Source organism: Empedobacter brevis (assembly GCF_965118635.1).
Taxonomy (GTDB): domain Bacteria; phylum Bacteroidota; class Bacteroidia; order Flavobacteriales; family Weeksellaceae; genus Empedobacter; species Empedobacter brevis_A.
On the sequence record NZ_CBCPHV010000001.1, the window covers coordinates 1 to 16,129 of the forward strand.

The window sequence follows — 16,129 nt, forward strand, 5'->3', positions numbered from 1 at the left end:
TATATTACTGTAATTAAGACAATTAAAAAAAATGAAATAATGATTAAAAATATTTTAATGTTTTTTTGATTTCGAATTTCTAAATCGTTTCTTTTATTCTGAATTTCTTTCTCAAGTATTTGAAGTTTACCACTTTGATTAATCGCATCTAATTTTGTAGCAAGTTCTTCTAGTATAACTCTTGTTTCATACGCTTTTTCCCATTTTTTGAATTTAGCATAATGATAGGATAAAGAATCATACATATTATATATATACAAATCCATCTTATATTTCTTAGCATAATATAGTCCTTTATTAAAGGCTTCCATGGATAATTCTTCTTCACCCATATCAGCATAAACACTCACAAGTTTTCGATAGATATTTGGTAAATGTTTTGGACTATTTTTCTCAAGTATATCAATTGCTATTTCATATTCTTCGACAGCCTTTTCATAGTTCTTTTTTCTAGCTTGGTCCGTACCTAAAACAGAGATGAAAAATGCATGCGTTTCTGGATCTAAAGTAACTAGATCTTCTCGAATTACTTTTTTCAATAAGTCATCCACTTCAATAAATCTGAGATGATCAAATTCTATAAAAATTCGTTCAACAAGAATGCGAGTTTTAATTTCTTTGAGATGATCTTTATCTTCCAATCCATATCGTTCAGCAATGTTAAGATTTTCTTCCGCTTGTGGATAGTTTAGTAAACTTTTATAGGTTAAATATTTTTGTAAATATGCATTATACAAATCATAGTTTGTCGAATTTTTATCATGTATAATTTTATCTAATCGAATTATAGATTCGGTGTAGCGTGCTTCACTATTATATTTTGCTATTTCGTACTTTAGAATTTCGGAATTATTAATAGAACAAAACCCTACTTGAGCGAAAAGTGTATAAATGATAATTGCTAAATACTTTTTAAATAAAATCTTTAAATGCATGATGTACAGATATTAAAAATTGACTACCTATAAGGTAGGTGATAAAACTACCTCTTAACTACTCTTGTAAAAATAGTTATTTTATATTTTATAAATGATATTTGTGTAGATCAACTTAAACAATTAGAAAGTATTAATTTATTAAATCAGATTATTTTTTAAAATAATAAATGAATTTGAGACTATAATAATCTATTCTGTAAACTAATTTCTTATATATAAAAACAATTAACAATGAAAAACATTTTTATTTTAGGTTTCACTTTCTTGACAACTTTTGCTTTTGGTCAAGTAGATAAAATTTACAAACATTCTGGAGAAGTTATAGAAGGACAAATTAAACGTGTAGGTGAGTTCACTGTAGAATTTACTTATGACGGAGAAGATGCCATACAATCGTTAAGTCGTTATTCGGTAAATAAAGTTTTTTATGGAAAAAGTACTCGGATAGAGGATGTTTCTTCAAAAATAGAAATTACTGATGATAATGATTGGAATAAAGTTATTATACTAGAAGATAAACAATTAGTTGCTGGTCTTAAAAAAGGAGATGATTTAAAATCAAAAACAGGTTGGGTTAATTTTAGATCAGGTAACGGAAAAGACGAGCGAGCAGAAAAAGTTTTAAAACAACAAGCTGCAGATGTAAGATGCCCTTTTATTTTATTATTATCTGATAAAACAGTAGGGAAATCAGCAAAGAAAACAGGAAGTTGCTATAAGTACCAATAAGGATTTATAAGCCTTATTTTTTAAACCAATTAACTATTATTTGATGAGTAAGCTACTATAAATGTAGCTTACTGTTTTTATTTTTTTGGATTATAAATCATAACAATATGTTGTATAGAAAAACACGGAGAACCGTTAGATTTGGTTCTAAGAAGAATAGTTTGATAGATTTCGTAATCGTATCAATTATTATTATGGTTATATTGATATTTCTTTTAAATTTTTTAAACTAAATATCTTTAATAATTATTAATCTTTTTTCTATTACCTTTTATCCGAAATAAAAAGAATCTCTATCATTCAAGAAATTGAAATGGTTTCGGGTTTTATCTTGTTCTTCTTTATCAATTTCAAATTGAAAAATTTCGGGATGATTATTAACCTTTTGTAGATCTTGTCCTAATGTATCAAATAAATGCGAATCTCCTTCATATTCGAGATTATAACCATCTTTTCCAATTCTGTTAACTCCAGCAACAAAAGACATATTTTCTATAGCTCGTGCTTTAAGAAGTGAAATCCATGCTTCTCTGCGTGCTTTTGGCCAACTTGCATTACAAAGAATTAAATTGTACGGATTTTCTTCTGTGTTACGAATCCAAACAGGGAAACGCAAATCATAACAAACAATTGGTCGTATTTGCCATCCTTTATAATCTATTGTGACAATTTTATCTCCAGCAGAATATACATTGGCTTCTTTTCCGTAACTAAACAAATGTTTCTTATCGTAAATGTAAATAGAGCCATTTGGACAAACGAAATAAAATCGGTTATAGTATTTATCATTTTCATGTGTAGAAACGCTCCCAGCAATCGCAGAATTCAATTCTTTAGCTTTTTGTTGCATCCATTCGAATGTTTCTCCAAAAGGCTTTTGACCAATTTTTTCTACATTCATAGAAAATCCTGAAGAAAACATTTCTGGTAACAAAATAAGATCAGTTTTATGATTCATCAGTAATTCGTCTAAATATAGCTGATTAGCCTGCGTGTCTTCCCAGATTACATCGTACTGAATTAATGATATTTTAAGTTTATTTTGAATTTCCATGGTTGATGAATTTTTGATCCAATTTTGGATTATTTGATTGGTTGATGATGTAATACATAAAGATAAATATAAAAAAACCAATAAATGAACCACCAACAGTATCTATTGCAAAATGACGCGATAAATAAATTCTACTGATTGCTATACTTGGAAAATGTAAAGCAAAAAATAATTGTAACCACCTATTTTTTGTTAATAAACATAATGTCATCGAGATAATAGCAGCTGTTAACGAATGGCCAGAAGGGAATGTTGAAGCCATTTGTATTGCATAATCTTTGACTAAAACAATGTCTATCTTTTTCTGAGTAAAATAATATCCAGGTCTTAAAACTTGTTGGAAATAAACATTCTTAAAAAATACACTAATTGTTGTCGCAACAGCTCCTGTAGCCAATAAATAAAAAAAGTATCGACGTGTTGTTCTCCAAAATAGATAACCAAGAAGCATAAAAAATAAATAATAAGTCCCGAAATCAGTATAAAAAACAAAGAATTTATCGGCGTAATGATTGCTGTATTGATTGAAATGCAGATGCAATTCATCTCTACCATAATATTGCGTCAAGGCAATTGCAGCAAAATTATAGATAAAGAATACGACAAAAAATGGCCAAATACGTAGAAATAAGTCTTTTTGTTGGTTCATAACAAGTAAAATGTTTTATCAAATTTAGGAAAAAAAAAAACTTGACTAAATAGCCAAGTTTTAAAACGTTTTAATATTGTTTAAAAAAATTATTTTACTTTTTCTACGATTGCTTTGAAAGCTTCTGGATTGTTCATCGCTAAGTCAGCTAAAACTTTACGATTTAATTCAATTCCAGCTTTGTGGATAGCTCCCATAAATTTAGAGTAAGATAATCCGTGTAATCTTGCTCCAGCGTTAATTCTTTGAATCCATAACGCACGGAAATTTCTTTTCTTTTGACGTCTATCACGGTAAGCATATACTAAACCTTTCTCTACTGCATTTTTAGCAACAGTCCAAACGTTTTTTCTTCTTCCGTAATATCCTTTTGCAAGTTTTAAAACTCTTTTTCTTCTAGCTCTTGACGCAACTGCGTTTACTGATCTTGGCATAATTTTTAATTTTTTTGTAGTGGGCGAGATTTCTCTACTTTAAGGCCCAACGACAGGGTTAATAATGAATTAATAAACCAAATAAGAACGTGTTCTTATTTTAATCTTAATTGTTGTTTTACTGAATGAACATCAGCTTGATCAACTAAACCAGTGTGAGTTAAATTTCTCTTTTGTTTAGTCCCTTTTTTTGTTAGGATGTGGCTTTTAAAAGCGTGTTTTCTTTTAATTTTACCTGTTCCTGTTAATTTGAAACGTTTTTTCGCTCCAGATTTTGTTTTTAATTTTGGCATGATTACAAATATTTAAAATTAAAACGTTTTTTATTTTTTGTAAGATAATGAAGACCTAAATTATTTTTTAGGTCCCATCATCATAATCATTCTTTTACCTTCAAGTTTTGGCATTTGTTCTACTTTTCCAACATCTTCCAATTCTTGTGCTAAACGTAACAATAAGATTTCTCCTTGATCTTTAAAGATAATAGAACGTCCTTTGAAGAAAACATATGCTTTCAATTTAGAACCTTCTTCTAAGAAAGATCTTGCATGACGTCTTTTAAATTCATAATCATGATCATCTGTTTGAGGACCGAAACGAATTTCTTTAACGACAACTTTCTGTTGTTTAGCTTTCAGCTCTTTTTCTTTCTTCTTTTGTTCGTATAAGAACTTTTTGTACTCTACGACACGACAAACAGGCGGAACGGCTTTTTCACTGATCATTACCAAGTCCAAATTTTGTTCCTCAGCAAGCTCCAATGCTTTTGCAATTGGATATACACCAGGTTCTATACCTTCTCCGACAACGCGAACTTCTTTTGCGTCAATCTTATCATTGATCTTGTGTTGATCTTCCTTAATTACTCTGGCTGGACCTCTGCCGCCTTTTCTTCTAATTGCGATAGTTATTCTGTTTTTAAAATTATTTTAATTTGATTTGCTCTTTCATGAAGTCGATAAATGCTGGAATCGTCATCTCTCCTAAATCACCTTCTCCATGTCTTCTAACAGAAACTGTACCGTTTTCTGCTTCCTTCTCTCCAATGATTAACATGAAAGGAATTTTGTTGATTTCCGCATCACGAATTTTTTTACCAGTTTTCTCGTTTCTACTGTCAATCAATCCGTTAATTTCTTCTTCGGCCAGCAAATTTAATACTTTTTCTCCATATTCCACATATTTTTCACTAATTGGTAAAATTGTGAATAAATCTGGTGTTAACCAAAGTGGTAAATTACCTGCTGTATTCTCTAACAAAATGGCAATGAAACGTTCCATAGAACCAAATGGAGCACGGTGAATCATTACTGGTCTGTGTTTTTCATTATCAGCTCCAGTGTAAGTTAAATCAAAACGTTCTGGTAAATTATAATCCACTTGGATTGTTCCTAATTGCCATTGACGTCCTAACGCATCTTTCACCATAAAGTCTAACTTCGGTCCATAGAATGCAGCTTCGCCATATTCTACAACTGTTGGTAATCCTTTTTCTTCTGCTGCTGTAATAATTGCTTGTTCAGCTTTTGCCCAGTTTTCGTCAGAACCAATGTATTTTTCTTTATTCTCTGGATCTCTTAATGAGATTTGAGCTGAATAATTATCAAATCCAAGATTTTTAAATACATATAATACTAAATCAATTACTTTTTTGAATTCATCTAATAATTGATCTGGTGTACAGAACAAGTGAGCATCATCTTGAGTAAATCCACGAACACGTGTTAAACCATGTAATTCTCCTGATTGTTCGTAACGATAAACTGTACCAAATTCTGCATAACGTTTTGGTAAGTCGCGGTACGACCATTGCGATGTTTTGTAAATTTCGCAGTGGTGAGGACAGTTCATAGGTTTTAATAAGAACTCTTCTCCTTCGTTTGGTGTTTTAATTGGTTGAAAACTATCTGCACCATATTTTGCATAGTGACCAGAAGTTACATACAATTCTTTTTGACCAATGTGTGGAGAAATTACCATTTCGTAACCCATTTGTTGTTGCTTTTTCAATAAGAAGTTTTCTAATTTTCTTCTCAAAGCAGCTCCTTTAGGTAACCAAAGTGGTAAACCTGCACCAACTTTTTCAGAGAAAGCGAATAAACCTAATTCTTTTCCTAATTTACGATGATCACGTTTTTTTGCTTCTTCTAATAACTCAAGATATTCTGTTAGATCTTTTTGTTTTGGGAATGTAATTCCGTAGACACGAGTTAACATTTTGTTTTTCTCATCTCCACGCCAATATGCTCCTGCAACATTCAAGATTTTTGCAGCTTTTACAATTCCTGTATTTGGAATATGTCCACCACGACATAAATCTGTAAAATTATCATGAGAACAGAATGTAATATCTCCATCATTTAAGTTAGAGATTAATTCTGTTTTGTATTCATTGTCTTTGTATGTTTCTAATGCTTCTGCTTTTGAAACTGAATATAATTTGAATTCAGCTTTTTTCTTCGCATTTTCTAACATTGCTTTTTCTACTTTCGCAAAATCAGCTTCTGTAAATTTATCCTCCCCAAAATCAACATCATAATAGAAACCTTTGTCAATTGCTGGTCCGATTGTTAATTTAGCATTAGGATAAAACTCTAAAATAGCTTGCGCTAATAAGTGAGCAGATGAATGCCAAAAAGCTTTTTTACCCATTTCATCATTCCAGGTTAACAATTTGATCGTTGCATCTGTGGTGATTGGGGTTGTTGTTTCAACTTGTTTATCATTTACTATAGCCGAAATTACATTACGTGCTAAACCTTCACTAATGCTTAGCGCTACGTCCATAGGAGTTACGCCACTCTCATACTGTCTTACACTTCCATCTGGAAGAGAAATGTTTATCATCTTACTTTTAGAATTTGTACTAGGATGCAAAAATACGAATTTTCTGCTAGTTAACGAAATTTTTAAAGGGTTGATTTAGTTTAAAATATTAAGTAAATATTTGAAACACTGTTTTGAATCTAATTGGGATAATTTTGAATAAAATTATTTCTTAATAAACTTCAAAACTTCATTCGATTCTTTTGTTTTAATATAATAAACTCCAGCAGCTAACCCTTGAAAATCAATTGTTATACTTGATTGATTATTGATAGGAACAGATTTTACGAATTGTCCAATTGAATTGTAAACAAAAAATGTATTATTCAGTGCATTTAATCGTGATTTATCAATCCCAATCATTATTTTTCCATTCGTGATATTAGATGATTCTAACCAAAAAAATGGTTTTGATTCGATTGTTTTTGTACTTAAATTATCATGAATCTTAAATTGCATAACCACTGGCAAATGATCGCTCATATAATAAAGATTATTTCGTAATGTTTGAGAGAAAATACCTGTACAGTTTGGATCTTTTACATCTTTATCTAAGCAATTTCCATTATTTCCGTAAGCTTTATAACTATCATTTACATAAGATAAACTTGAGCTATTTTTAAAATTTTTACTCATCATAATAAAATCGAAACGATCATCTAAGCCGCCGCCCGCTCCAGAATTTGTACCACTTCCGAAACCAACACTAGAAACTCGCGTACTTTGTGTATGTAGATAACTAAAAGCAGGATTATCTTGCCATTTTCCTGGAGCATCGATAGGATCAATCATTAAAATTGCATTTTCTGGATTTAGAATTTCTTGATAAGCAGGTTCTGTTGAATTATATAAATTGAAGTCTCCTGCAAAAAGCACATATGTATTAGGTTGTGTTAATTTCTTCAATGATTTTGTAACTTCTTGAACCATCTCTAAACGCATTTGACGATTTGCTGGTCCTGTGCTCGATTTTAAATGCGCAACAAAAACTTCTAAATTAATAGGATCGTTTGAGCTCACATTTAATTGAAAAGAATATTGATTGATGTCGCGATAAACTGTCGGAATTTTTTGTTGCTTTACTAACGTTAATTTACGTGTGTTATAAAAAACCATTGTTTGCAATGGGTCGTCCAATTTAGTAGAATCAGGAACAAAAAGTGCGCGAGCAAATTTATCTTTTTGATTTTCTAAAGAAGTATTTAAGATTAAATCAGCACCATTTTCTGATACTAATTCACAAATCATAAATAAATCGGGTTTGTATTCATCTAAAATGTCTTTTAAAATAAATTGACGATTTTGAGGAAGTGAATTCGGAAATTTGAATACGTTGTAAAACATTGTATTCAATGTTTCTTGAGAAAAAAGAGAAACCGAAAGGATTAAAAATAAAAAGAGTAATTTTTTCTTCATATAAATTGATTTTGTGTATTAAAAATAACCTAAATATACTTATAATCAATAGAATAAAAAATATTATTACTACTTACAACCAAAACATAATATATTTATAACATAAAAAAAATCCAGCTTCTAAAAGAAACTGGATTTTGAAATATTTTATGAACGTGCTCGTCTCAGATATAAAAACAAGGTTAGTAATCCGAAGACAATGTTTGGTATCCACGAGGCGACAAGTGGCGAAACATAGCCTTTTTCGGAAAATGTAGACGTTGTTTGCGAGAAGAAAATATAGACAAATGCTAATGTTATACCAACAGCAAGATTAACTCCGATTCCTCCACGGCGTTTTTTAGACGAAAGCGATAAAGCCAAAAGTGTTAAAATAATAGTTGAAAATGGTCCGCTTAAACGGTTATTTAATTCATTTTCGTATGTATTAACATTCGCAGAACCTTTTGCTTTTTGTTTTTGAATAAATTCGTTCAATTCAAATGTATTCATTGTTTCAGCAACATATTCTTCTGGTAAAATTTCGTCAGGAGAAGCAGCTAATTTTATATTGGCATTTGCTTCGTAATTTAACTTTTCGGTTTTGTCTTTATTAATTTCGCGTGTGTAAACACTCATCAATGCATAAGTAGAATCTTTATCATTCCAATTAAAACTTGAAGCGATGATTTGTTTCTTTAATTCTGTAGAATCAAATTTTTGATACATGAAAGAATTTCCTAATTTCTCTGTTCTGTCGTAACCGTCAACAAAAACAAATTCGGAAGGAGAAATTTGCGAACCAATGCGCTGTCGTTTATAATATTCTTCCTTGTCGTTGTTACTTAATAAATGGGTATATTGGTATTTATTTTTTTTGATATTTGCCCAAGGCAAGACTACATTTCCTACTAGTAAAGCGGAAACGGCTAAAAAAATAGCAACCCAAATATAAGGAAGTGTAAATCGATAAAAACTAATACCACCCGAAAGAACACCTACAATTTCAGTTTGCATCGTCAATCGTGATGTAAAATATATCACTGTAATAAAAACGGCAATTGGTAAAAAGGTGTTAATAATCCAAATAGACCAATAAGGATAAAATTGGGTTAAAGCTGAAAAAGCTGTAGAACCACTATCATTAATACGTCCTAATTTTTGACTAAGATCGACAATAACGGCGATGGTAGACAAAATCAAAACCATGAAAATGAAGGTCCCGATAAAGTTTCGGATGATGTATTTATCAATTATTTTCAAACTACAGTCGTTGTTTTAATTGTGGAACAATTTGTTCTTTCCATTGAGCGAAATCTCCTGCTAAGATATGTTCTCTTGCAACTCTTACCAAATCTAAATAAAAGGCAAGATTGTGAATAGACGCAATTTGTTTTCCTAAAGCTTCGTTCGCATTAAACAAATGACGAACATACGCTTTTGTGTAATAACTATCCACATAGCTCGTTCCACTTTCGTCTAATGGATCAAAACAATCTTTCCATTTTGCATTTTTCATGTTCATGACACCATTCCAAGTAAATAGCATTCCATTACGCGCATTACGTGTAGGCATAACACAGTCGAACATGTCAACTCCAAGAGCAATACATTCGATGATATTCCAAGGTGTTCCAACTCCCATCAAATAACGAGGTTTGTCTTGTGGAAGAATTTCCGTAACGATATCTGTCATTTCGTACATTACAGGTTCTGGTTCTCCAACAGATAATCCTCCAATTGCATTTCCTTCAGCACCAAAATCGGCAATATATTTAGCAGATTCTTGACGTAAATCTTTAAAATCATTTCCTTGTACAATTGGGAAAAGTGTTTGTTTGTGATCGTAATATTCAGGATTGTTGTTTAACCAAGTTCTACAACGCTCTAACCAACGATGTGTAACATGCATAGCACGTTTTGCATCATGATATTTTGCTGGAATTCCTGTTAATTCATCAAAAGCCATAAAAATATCTGCACCAATGAAACGTTGAATTTCCATTGATTTTTCTGGTGTAAACATATGATAAGAACCATCTATATGCGATTTGAAACGTACACCTTCTTCAGATTTCTTGCGACTTGTAGCTAAAGAATAAACTTGGAATCCTCCAGAATCTGTTAAGATTGGCTTTTGCCAATTCATAAATTTATGTAATCCGCCTGCTCTGTGTAAAATATCAGTTCCTGGACGCAAATATAAATGATAAGTGTTTCCAAGAATGATTTGAGCTTTAATGTCTTCTTCTAATTCACGTTGGTGAACAGCTTTTACTGTACCAACTGTACCAACTGGCATAAAAATAGGTGTCTGGATTTTACCATGATCGGTTTCTACCACACCAGCTCTTGCCTTAGAAAATTCGTCTTTTTTATCGATTGAAAATTTCATAGTGTGCAAAGATATTAATTGTTTAGCTTGTTGCGAGTTGGTTTCGAAAAAAATAATAAAAAAATAAGGATAAAGTATTTTTTATCCTTATTTTGATTTAAAAATATTTTGAAAAATGATTACTTTGTGAAACGCAAAGACATTTTACGATCAGAAGCTCTTTCCTCATCAGAAGCTGTTTCTGGAACTTTTGCAAATTCTTCTCCGTAACCTTCAGCTGAAATAACTTGCGATCCAACACCAAGTTTTGTTAATTCTGCTTTTAAGTAATCAGCTCTTTTTTGAGATATTTCTTTGTTTTTCGCATCATCACCAACTTTGTCTGTGTATGCACCAAGTTTAATTTTTGCTGTTGGATATTTTTTCAAAATTGCAACAACATTCTCTAATTGAACTTCAGATCCTGGTTCTAATTGATCTGTTTTACCAAAAACGAAATTAACATTATCAAAATCAAACCATTTTTCTTTCAATTGATCTTCTGTCATTGTAGCAAAATCAGGAGCTTTGATGAATTTGATAATTTGATCTTCTAATCCATTTGTATAACCTTTCAGGGCAACACCATCTAAATCGATTTCAGATAATTCTTTTGGAGAAGTATGAATAGAATCTTTGCTCAATGAATCTACAACAATTTCAGATTCTTCTGTAATTACAGTTTTTTCTTGTTTGTTATTGCATTTCTTTAATAAGAAAAACGCAGCTATAACCACTAAGATCAACGGAATTATCCATTTCCAAAAACCTCCGCCTCCATTCTTGTTGTTGTGCGTTTCTGCATAAGCATTAACTGGTGCAACATAAGGTTTTTCTTCTGGTTCCACATCTACCACTTTTTTAGTTTCAGTAATAGTCTCAGTTACATGATCTTTTTCTATATCGATAGTTTCTGTAATTGTAGGAGTATCATTGAATATTGTTCCTAAACCTAAAGCGCCAAGTCCTAATCCTGCTGGAATTAAACCTAAAATTTTGTCTTTAATTCCATTTAATGAAGAAAAGAAATCAGATTCTGTTATATTGTTAAATTCTGCTTCTTTACCAATAGATCCAAAAGTTGTTAAGGCTGTTAAGTCTAATAATTTTGATGATGAAGCTCTTGAAATTCCTGCATATTCTGCAACTTTATAAATAACTGGTTCGGCATTTTTATCAAAAATTACATTGACTAATTCTTTTAAAGTATCTGGAGTTTCTAATTCTGTTGAGAGATTTGTTAATCCACGAGAAGCTCCAAAAGATTTGATTGTATGAAATAATCCTGTAGTAGAATCTTTTTTTTCTAAAACGCCTGCTAAAAGAATTGGAATATAAGCATCAATTGCTTTAGAAATTCCCGCTTTGTTTTCTCCTAATTCTGATGAAGTTTTTGAGATCAAATCTGGAGTAATGTATCCTTTTACTAATTCAATAATGTTCATAGATTTTAATTTTTTAATTTATAGTCTTTGTTGTTGTAACATCTTCTTAACAAATATTGTACTAATATTCGGCTGTATTAAAATTAGTTAAAAAAAACTGATAATTTTTATATTTTTTTGAAAAGATGTAACATTGGCATTAATTTTATAGACAGAAGTATAAAAAACAAATTTTATGGAAGAACAAGACAAGGTAGATAGTTTAAAAGATGTGATAGAAACACCATTTAAAGATGTAGAGTATATTACAAATTTATTGATAACAAAAGGTTCTGAAATAGGATGGAGTCTTTTATCTGCTATAATAACATTGACAATTGGTTTATGGTTAGCTGGTAAATTGAAGAAACTGATTGAAAAACGTATGATAGCTCGTAATGTAGATTTATCAGTTAGAAGTTTTGTCATTCCGATTATCAATATTGTTTTGAAATTGATTGTGATTATGTTTGTATGTTCTAGATTAGGATTTAATACAACAGGATTAGTTGCAGCTTTAGGAGGAGCTAGTTTAGCAGTAGGTTTAGCTTTACAAGGTTCATTATCTAATTTTGCAGCAGGAATTTTAATCATCATTTTTAAACCTTTCAAAGTAGGTGATTATATTGTTTCGCAAGGAAATGAAGGAACTGTAGAATCAATCAGTCTGTTAAATACAGTTATAGCAACTGCAAAAGGACAAATTGTGACATTGCCAAATGCCAATTTGTTTAATAATCCAATTACAAACTATTCTGTAAAAGAATATCGTCGATTAGATGTAAATGTTGGTATTTCTTATGAAGATGATTTCGATAAAGCTAAAAAAGTATTATTAGATGTTTTAGATTCAAATAAATTGGTAGATGATACTCAGCCTAAAACAGTTGAAATTTTAGAGTTTGGCGCAAGTTCTGTTAATTTGGCTGTACGTTGCTATGTTAAAAATCATGATTATTGGACAGCATATTGGCAATTGTATCGCGCAGTGAAATACGCATTGGATAATAACAATATTTCGATGCCTTATCCACATACAGAAATGATTATTAAAAACGATACAAGTTCACCAACAATTCCTCTTGAGAATAAAGATTAATGAAATATTTACTTATACTATTATCTTTTTTTTCCTCTGTTTATCTTTTTGGACAAAGAGAATTAATTGAAAAACATCTTAATTCTGATTTCTATTCAAATCAATTCACAGGTTTTTATCTGTATGATCCGATAACAAAGGAAGAAATTTATAATTACAACGGAAATAAATTTTTTATTCCAGCATCTAATACCAAAATTTTCACGCTTTATACCGCGATGAAAATGCTGAATGATTCAATTCCAGCTTTCAAATATCAATTAATTGGAGATGAATTGCATATCGAAGGAACAGGAGACCCTACTTTTTTGCATCCAAAATATAAGAATACAAGAGCAATTGATTTTTTGAAAAATAATGGAACAAAAATTATTTTTCATTGGAATAATTTTGATGAAGAATCTTTTTTGCCAGGATGGACATGGGATGATTTTAGAAAAGATTATGCTCCAGAAAGAAGTCAATTTCCAATTAATGAAAATTTAGTATCCATTTCGAAAAGTGGAAATGCGGTCAAAACTTTTCCGAAGTATTTCGAGGAATTAACAGAAATCAGAGAAACAGCAGAACCTCGAGATTTTTATGATAATAAATTTTATATCAGCAATAAAAAACGTTCAGAAAAAGTTCCTTTTATTGTAAATGAAACGGTGATAGAAAAATCGTTGTCACAAATTTTAGGAAAACCTGTTGATATGATCAAAACTCCAATGACGAAAGATGTAAAAGTTTTTTATAGTCAACGGACCGATGATGTTTGCCGCGAAATGATGGAAAATAGTGATAATTTTTTAGCAGAACATCTTCTTATTTTAGCATCAAGTACATTATTCAATAAATTAAGTTCAGCGCAGGTTATAAACTATTCGAAAAAGAATTTTCTAAAAGATTTGAAACAACAACCCGAATGGTTCGATGGTTCTGGATTATCGCGTTATAATCTATTTACGCCACAAAGTTTGGTTCAGGTTTTAGAAAAAATGTATAACGAATTTCCAGTGCAACGTTTGTTTTCGATTTTTCCGATTGGTGGAAAAACGGGAACAATCAAAAATAGATACAAAGATTCTGCACAACCATATATTTATGCGAAAACGGGAACATTAAATAATAATGTTACGTTAAGTGGTTATTTGAAAACAAATTCAGGAAGAACGTTAATCTTTAGTTTGATGAATAATAATTCTACTAAAAATTTAACAGTGATTAGAAATGAAAATGAAAAGTTACTAAGAATGATTCGAGATAATTATTAACGAATATTATTTACAATAAAAAAAGCCTTCCGATTTGGAAGGCTTTTGCTTTATTAGAAAGACATCTTTACAGTGTCGCTATTTCCTGTTAATACTTTTGTGTCCTTTTTATTTTTGACATCAAAAGTTACAATATTTTGTTGATCATTAAAAATATCTGTCAACAAAGCTACTCTTAATTCTATTGAGCTGATATCAGAAATTTTATCAAACTTAAAGAAAACTCGAGTCGATTTATCATTTACCTGATAACCATAATAAGAAGTTCCTAATGCTTTTCCGTTAACTTTTACATCAACTTTACTATTTACATATGACTTTAACTTATTTTCAAAATTTGATTTATTTGAAACATCAGCACCAACTGCTTTTTCTAATTGATTTGTAAATGTACGAGCTGTTATGTTTAGAGTTCCAGTTTCTTGTTCATAATCAACCTTGATATTTGCTGTGTGGAAATCTTGAGCATTTAGGTTAAAAGTTATTAAAACCAAAAGCAAAGAGAATAGATATTTTATATACTTCATTTTATTTCTTAGTTTGTACTAGTGTATTTCAAATCGAGTGCCAAAAATTCTTAAATCTTAAAAAGAAAGATATAACAATATAGTTATAACAAAATTAAAATAAAAAAATTGTGTGTAATATTTAAATATAAAAAGAGTATTAAGTTCATTAATACTCTTTTTATAAATTATTTTTTATTTAAGACAACCAAATGTCATAAGGAATTCTACTTAAAATACAAGCTAAAGCAACAATTGCAAAGATTGCAACACTCATTGGCACTGTTGTAGAACGTTTTAATTTTGCGTTTGCAATTGTCATAAAAACAACACCAGCAATCATCATCATAGGATGCTCAACAAAAGTAAATCTTAATCCTGCATCTTTCATTATTCCAGAAGGTTCTAAAGCAGAGAACTTTGTGATATAATACGCTAATCCAATTAATAATTGTACGTGAAAAGTGATAGTTGTGAATAATCCGATTTTCTTAATTGTTGCGTTTGTATCTTTTTTAGAAATCGCATAAATTAATGTTGAAATCACAAAGATAAAACCCATCAAAATGACAAGATAAGCCCAGCCACTATGAAATTGTTTGATAAAATCCATTTTTCTAATTTTAGTTTTTCAATACAAAAATAACAAACCTTTTTACATAAATACTATTAGATGATATTTATGTGTTTTGAGAACAGTTTTTTAGATTAATCAAAATCTTGTAATTTCGCGCAAAATATATCCGAAATGGGAAAAGATAAAATCAGAAGATTTAACGAAAATAAAACTTTTCAGAATGTTGTGCAGCCAACACGAGAAGAGGCAATTAATGAGTTTGCATTAAAAGGAAATTGGAACAAAGAATTTTTCAAGAACGATAATCCAATTGTTTTAGAACTTGGTTGCGGAAAAGGAGAATATACTGTTGCAATGGCACGTCGTGATAAGGATCGTAATTTTATCGGAGTAGATATTAAAGGATCGAGATTTTGGCGAGGAGCAAAAATTTGTTTGGATGAAGGAATTGAAAATGCTGGATTTCTTAGAACACAAATCGAAATTATCGATCATCTTTTCGCAGAAAATGAAGTGAGCGAAATTTGGATTACTTTCCCAGATCCACAAATAAAATACAGAAGAACAAAACATCGTTTAACAGATCCTGAATTTTTGAAAAGATACAGCAAAATCTTGAAACCTGAAGGAACAGTAAACTTGAAAACGGATTCTGAATTTTTGCATGGTTATACACATGGTGTAATTCATATCGAAGGTCACGAAGTGATTCGTTCTACGCACGATGTTTATCATCCAGATCATTCGGATATTCCAGCAATTGTAACGGAAGTGCAAACGTATTACGAATCAAAATTCTTGGAAGAAGGTAAAAAGATTACCTATATAAAATTCCGATTAAAATATTAAGATAAATCCATTGAAAAAT

17 protein-coding genes are annotated in these 16,129 nt (G+C 30.4%); 4 read left to right on the forward strand and 13 right to left on the reverse strand.

Annotated features, from left to right (window positions below; translation table 11 throughout):
• On the reverse strand, positions 1-935 hold a 935-nt coding region (locus tag ACMHJW_RS00005; RefSeq protein ID WP_413531472.1), incomplete at its 3' end, for a hypothetical protein.
• A 234-nt stretch (positions 936-1,169) separates the two neighbouring features.
• Here ACMHJW_RS00005 and ACMHJW_RS00010 point away from each other — a divergent pair.
• A complete protein-coding gene (locus tag ACMHJW_RS00010; RefSeq protein WP_413531473.1) occupies positions 1,170-1,667 on the forward strand; it encodes a hypothetical protein in 498 nt (165 codons plus the stop codon).
• Between the two features lie 271 nt (positions 1,668-1,938).
• Here ACMHJW_RS00010 and ACMHJW_RS00015 read toward each other — a convergent pair whose 3' ends face one another.
• From ACMHJW_RS00015 to ACMHJW_RS00060, 10 genes are all read right to left on the reverse strand, one after another.
• Complete coding sequence (locus ACMHJW_RS00015) at positions 1,939-2,721, reverse strand: nitrilase-related carbon-nitrogen hydrolase (RefSeq protein ID WP_413531474.1); 783 nt, start codon at positions 2,719-2,721, stop codon at positions 1,939-1,941.
• Positions 2,705-3,370, reverse strand: coding sequence for a phosphatase PAP2 family protein (locus ACMHJW_RS00020; protein ID WP_413531475.1), 666 nt, complete (start codon positions 3,368-3,370; stop codon positions 2,705-2,707). Before ACMHJW_RS00020 ends, ACMHJW_RS00015 begins: the two co-directional genes overlap by 17 nt.
• An 89-nt stretch (positions 3,371-3,459) precedes the next feature.
• Positions 3,460-3,804 carry a 50S ribosomal protein L20 gene (rplT, locus tag ACMHJW_RS00025; RefSeq protein ID WP_038337134.1) on the reverse strand — a complete coding sequence of 115 codons (345 nt, stop codon included), beginning with the start codon at positions 3,802-3,804 and terminating at the stop codon, positions 3,460-3,462.
• A gap of 95 nt (positions 3,805-3,899) precedes the next feature.
• On the reverse strand, positions 3,900-4,097 hold the full coding sequence (gene rpmI, locus ACMHJW_RS00030; RefSeq protein WP_413531476.1) for a 50S ribosomal protein L35: 198 nt from the start codon (positions 4,095-4,097) through the stop codon (positions 3,900-3,902).
• 60 nt (positions 4,098-4,157) lie between these two features.
• Entirely contained in the window at positions 4,158-4,667 is a 510-nt protein-coding gene (gene infC / locus ACMHJW_RS00035; RefSeq protein ID WP_413531806.1) for a translation initiation factor IF-3, read from the reverse strand.
• 61 nt (positions 4,668-4,728) lie between these two features.
• On the reverse strand, positions 4,729-6,651 hold the full coding sequence (thrS, locus tag ACMHJW_RS00040; protein ID WP_413531477.1) for a threonine--tRNA ligase: 1,923 nt from the start codon (positions 6,649-6,651) through the stop codon (positions 4,729-4,731).
• A gap of 144 nt (positions 6,652-6,795) precedes the next feature.
• Entirely contained in the window at positions 6,796-8,046 is a 1,251-nt protein-coding gene (locus ACMHJW_RS00045; RefSeq protein WP_413531478.1) for a T9SS type A sorting domain-containing protein, read from the reverse strand.
• 147 nt (positions 8,047-8,193) lie between these two features.
• Positions 8,194-9,288: an LptF/LptG family permease gene (locus ACMHJW_RS00050; RefSeq protein WP_413531479.1), complete on the reverse strand. Its 1,095-nt coding sequence runs from the start codon at positions 9,286-9,288 to the stop codon at positions 8,194-8,196.
• A gap of 1 nt (position 9,289) precedes the next feature.
• Positions 9,290-10,420, reverse strand: a complete 1,131-nt coding sequence (gene tgt, locus ACMHJW_RS00055) for a tRNA guanosine(34) transglycosylase Tgt (protein WP_413531480.1) — start codon at positions 10,418-10,420, stop codon at positions 9,290-9,292.
• 119 nt (positions 10,421-10,539) lie between these two features.
• On the reverse strand, positions 10,540-11,844 hold the full coding sequence (locus ACMHJW_RS00060) for an OmpA family protein (protein WP_413531481.1): 1,305 nt from the start codon (positions 11,842-11,844) through the stop codon (positions 10,540-10,542).
• Between the two features lie 175 nt (positions 11,845-12,019).
• On the opposite strand from ACMHJW_RS00060, the gene ACMHJW_RS00065 reads away from it, so the two are divergent.
• Both ACMHJW_RS00065 and ACMHJW_RS00070 read left to right on the forward strand, forming a co-directional pair.
• Positions 12,020-12,922, forward strand: coding sequence for a mechanosensitive ion channel family protein (locus ACMHJW_RS00065; RefSeq protein WP_413531482.1), 903 nt, complete (start codon positions 12,020-12,022; stop codon positions 12,920-12,922).
• Positions 12,922-14,178, forward strand: a complete 1,257-nt coding sequence (locus tag ACMHJW_RS00070) for a D-alanyl-D-alanine carboxypeptidase/D-alanyl-D-alanine-endopeptidase (RefSeq protein ID WP_413531483.1) — start codon at positions 12,922-12,924, stop codon at positions 14,176-14,178. Before ACMHJW_RS00065 ends, ACMHJW_RS00070 begins: the two co-directional genes overlap by 1 nt.
• 53 nt (positions 14,179-14,231) lie before the next feature.
• Here the strand turns inward: ACMHJW_RS00070 and ACMHJW_RS00075 are convergent, their stop codons facing one another.
• Positions 14,232-14,705, reverse strand: a complete 474-nt coding sequence (locus ACMHJW_RS00075; protein WP_413531484.1) for a DUF6702 family protein — start codon at positions 14,703-14,705, stop codon at positions 14,232-14,234.
• A gap of 178 nt (positions 14,706-14,883) precedes the next feature.
• The gene (locus tag ACMHJW_RS00080; protein ID WP_413531485.1) at positions 14,884-15,297 is read right to left on the reverse strand and encodes a hypothetical protein; all 414 of its coding nucleotides are present in this window, start codon (positions 15,295-15,297) and stop codon (positions 14,884-14,886) included.
• 135 nt (positions 15,298-15,432) lie between these two features.
• Between ACMHJW_RS00080 and trmB the strand changes: the two genes are divergently transcribed.
• Positions 15,433-16,110, forward strand: a complete 678-nt coding sequence (gene trmB / locus ACMHJW_RS00085) for a tRNA (guanosine(46)-N7)-methyltransferase TrmB (protein ID WP_413531486.1) — start codon at positions 15,433-15,435, stop codon at positions 16,108-16,110.
• Positions 16,111-16,129 lie beyond the last annotated feature (19 nt).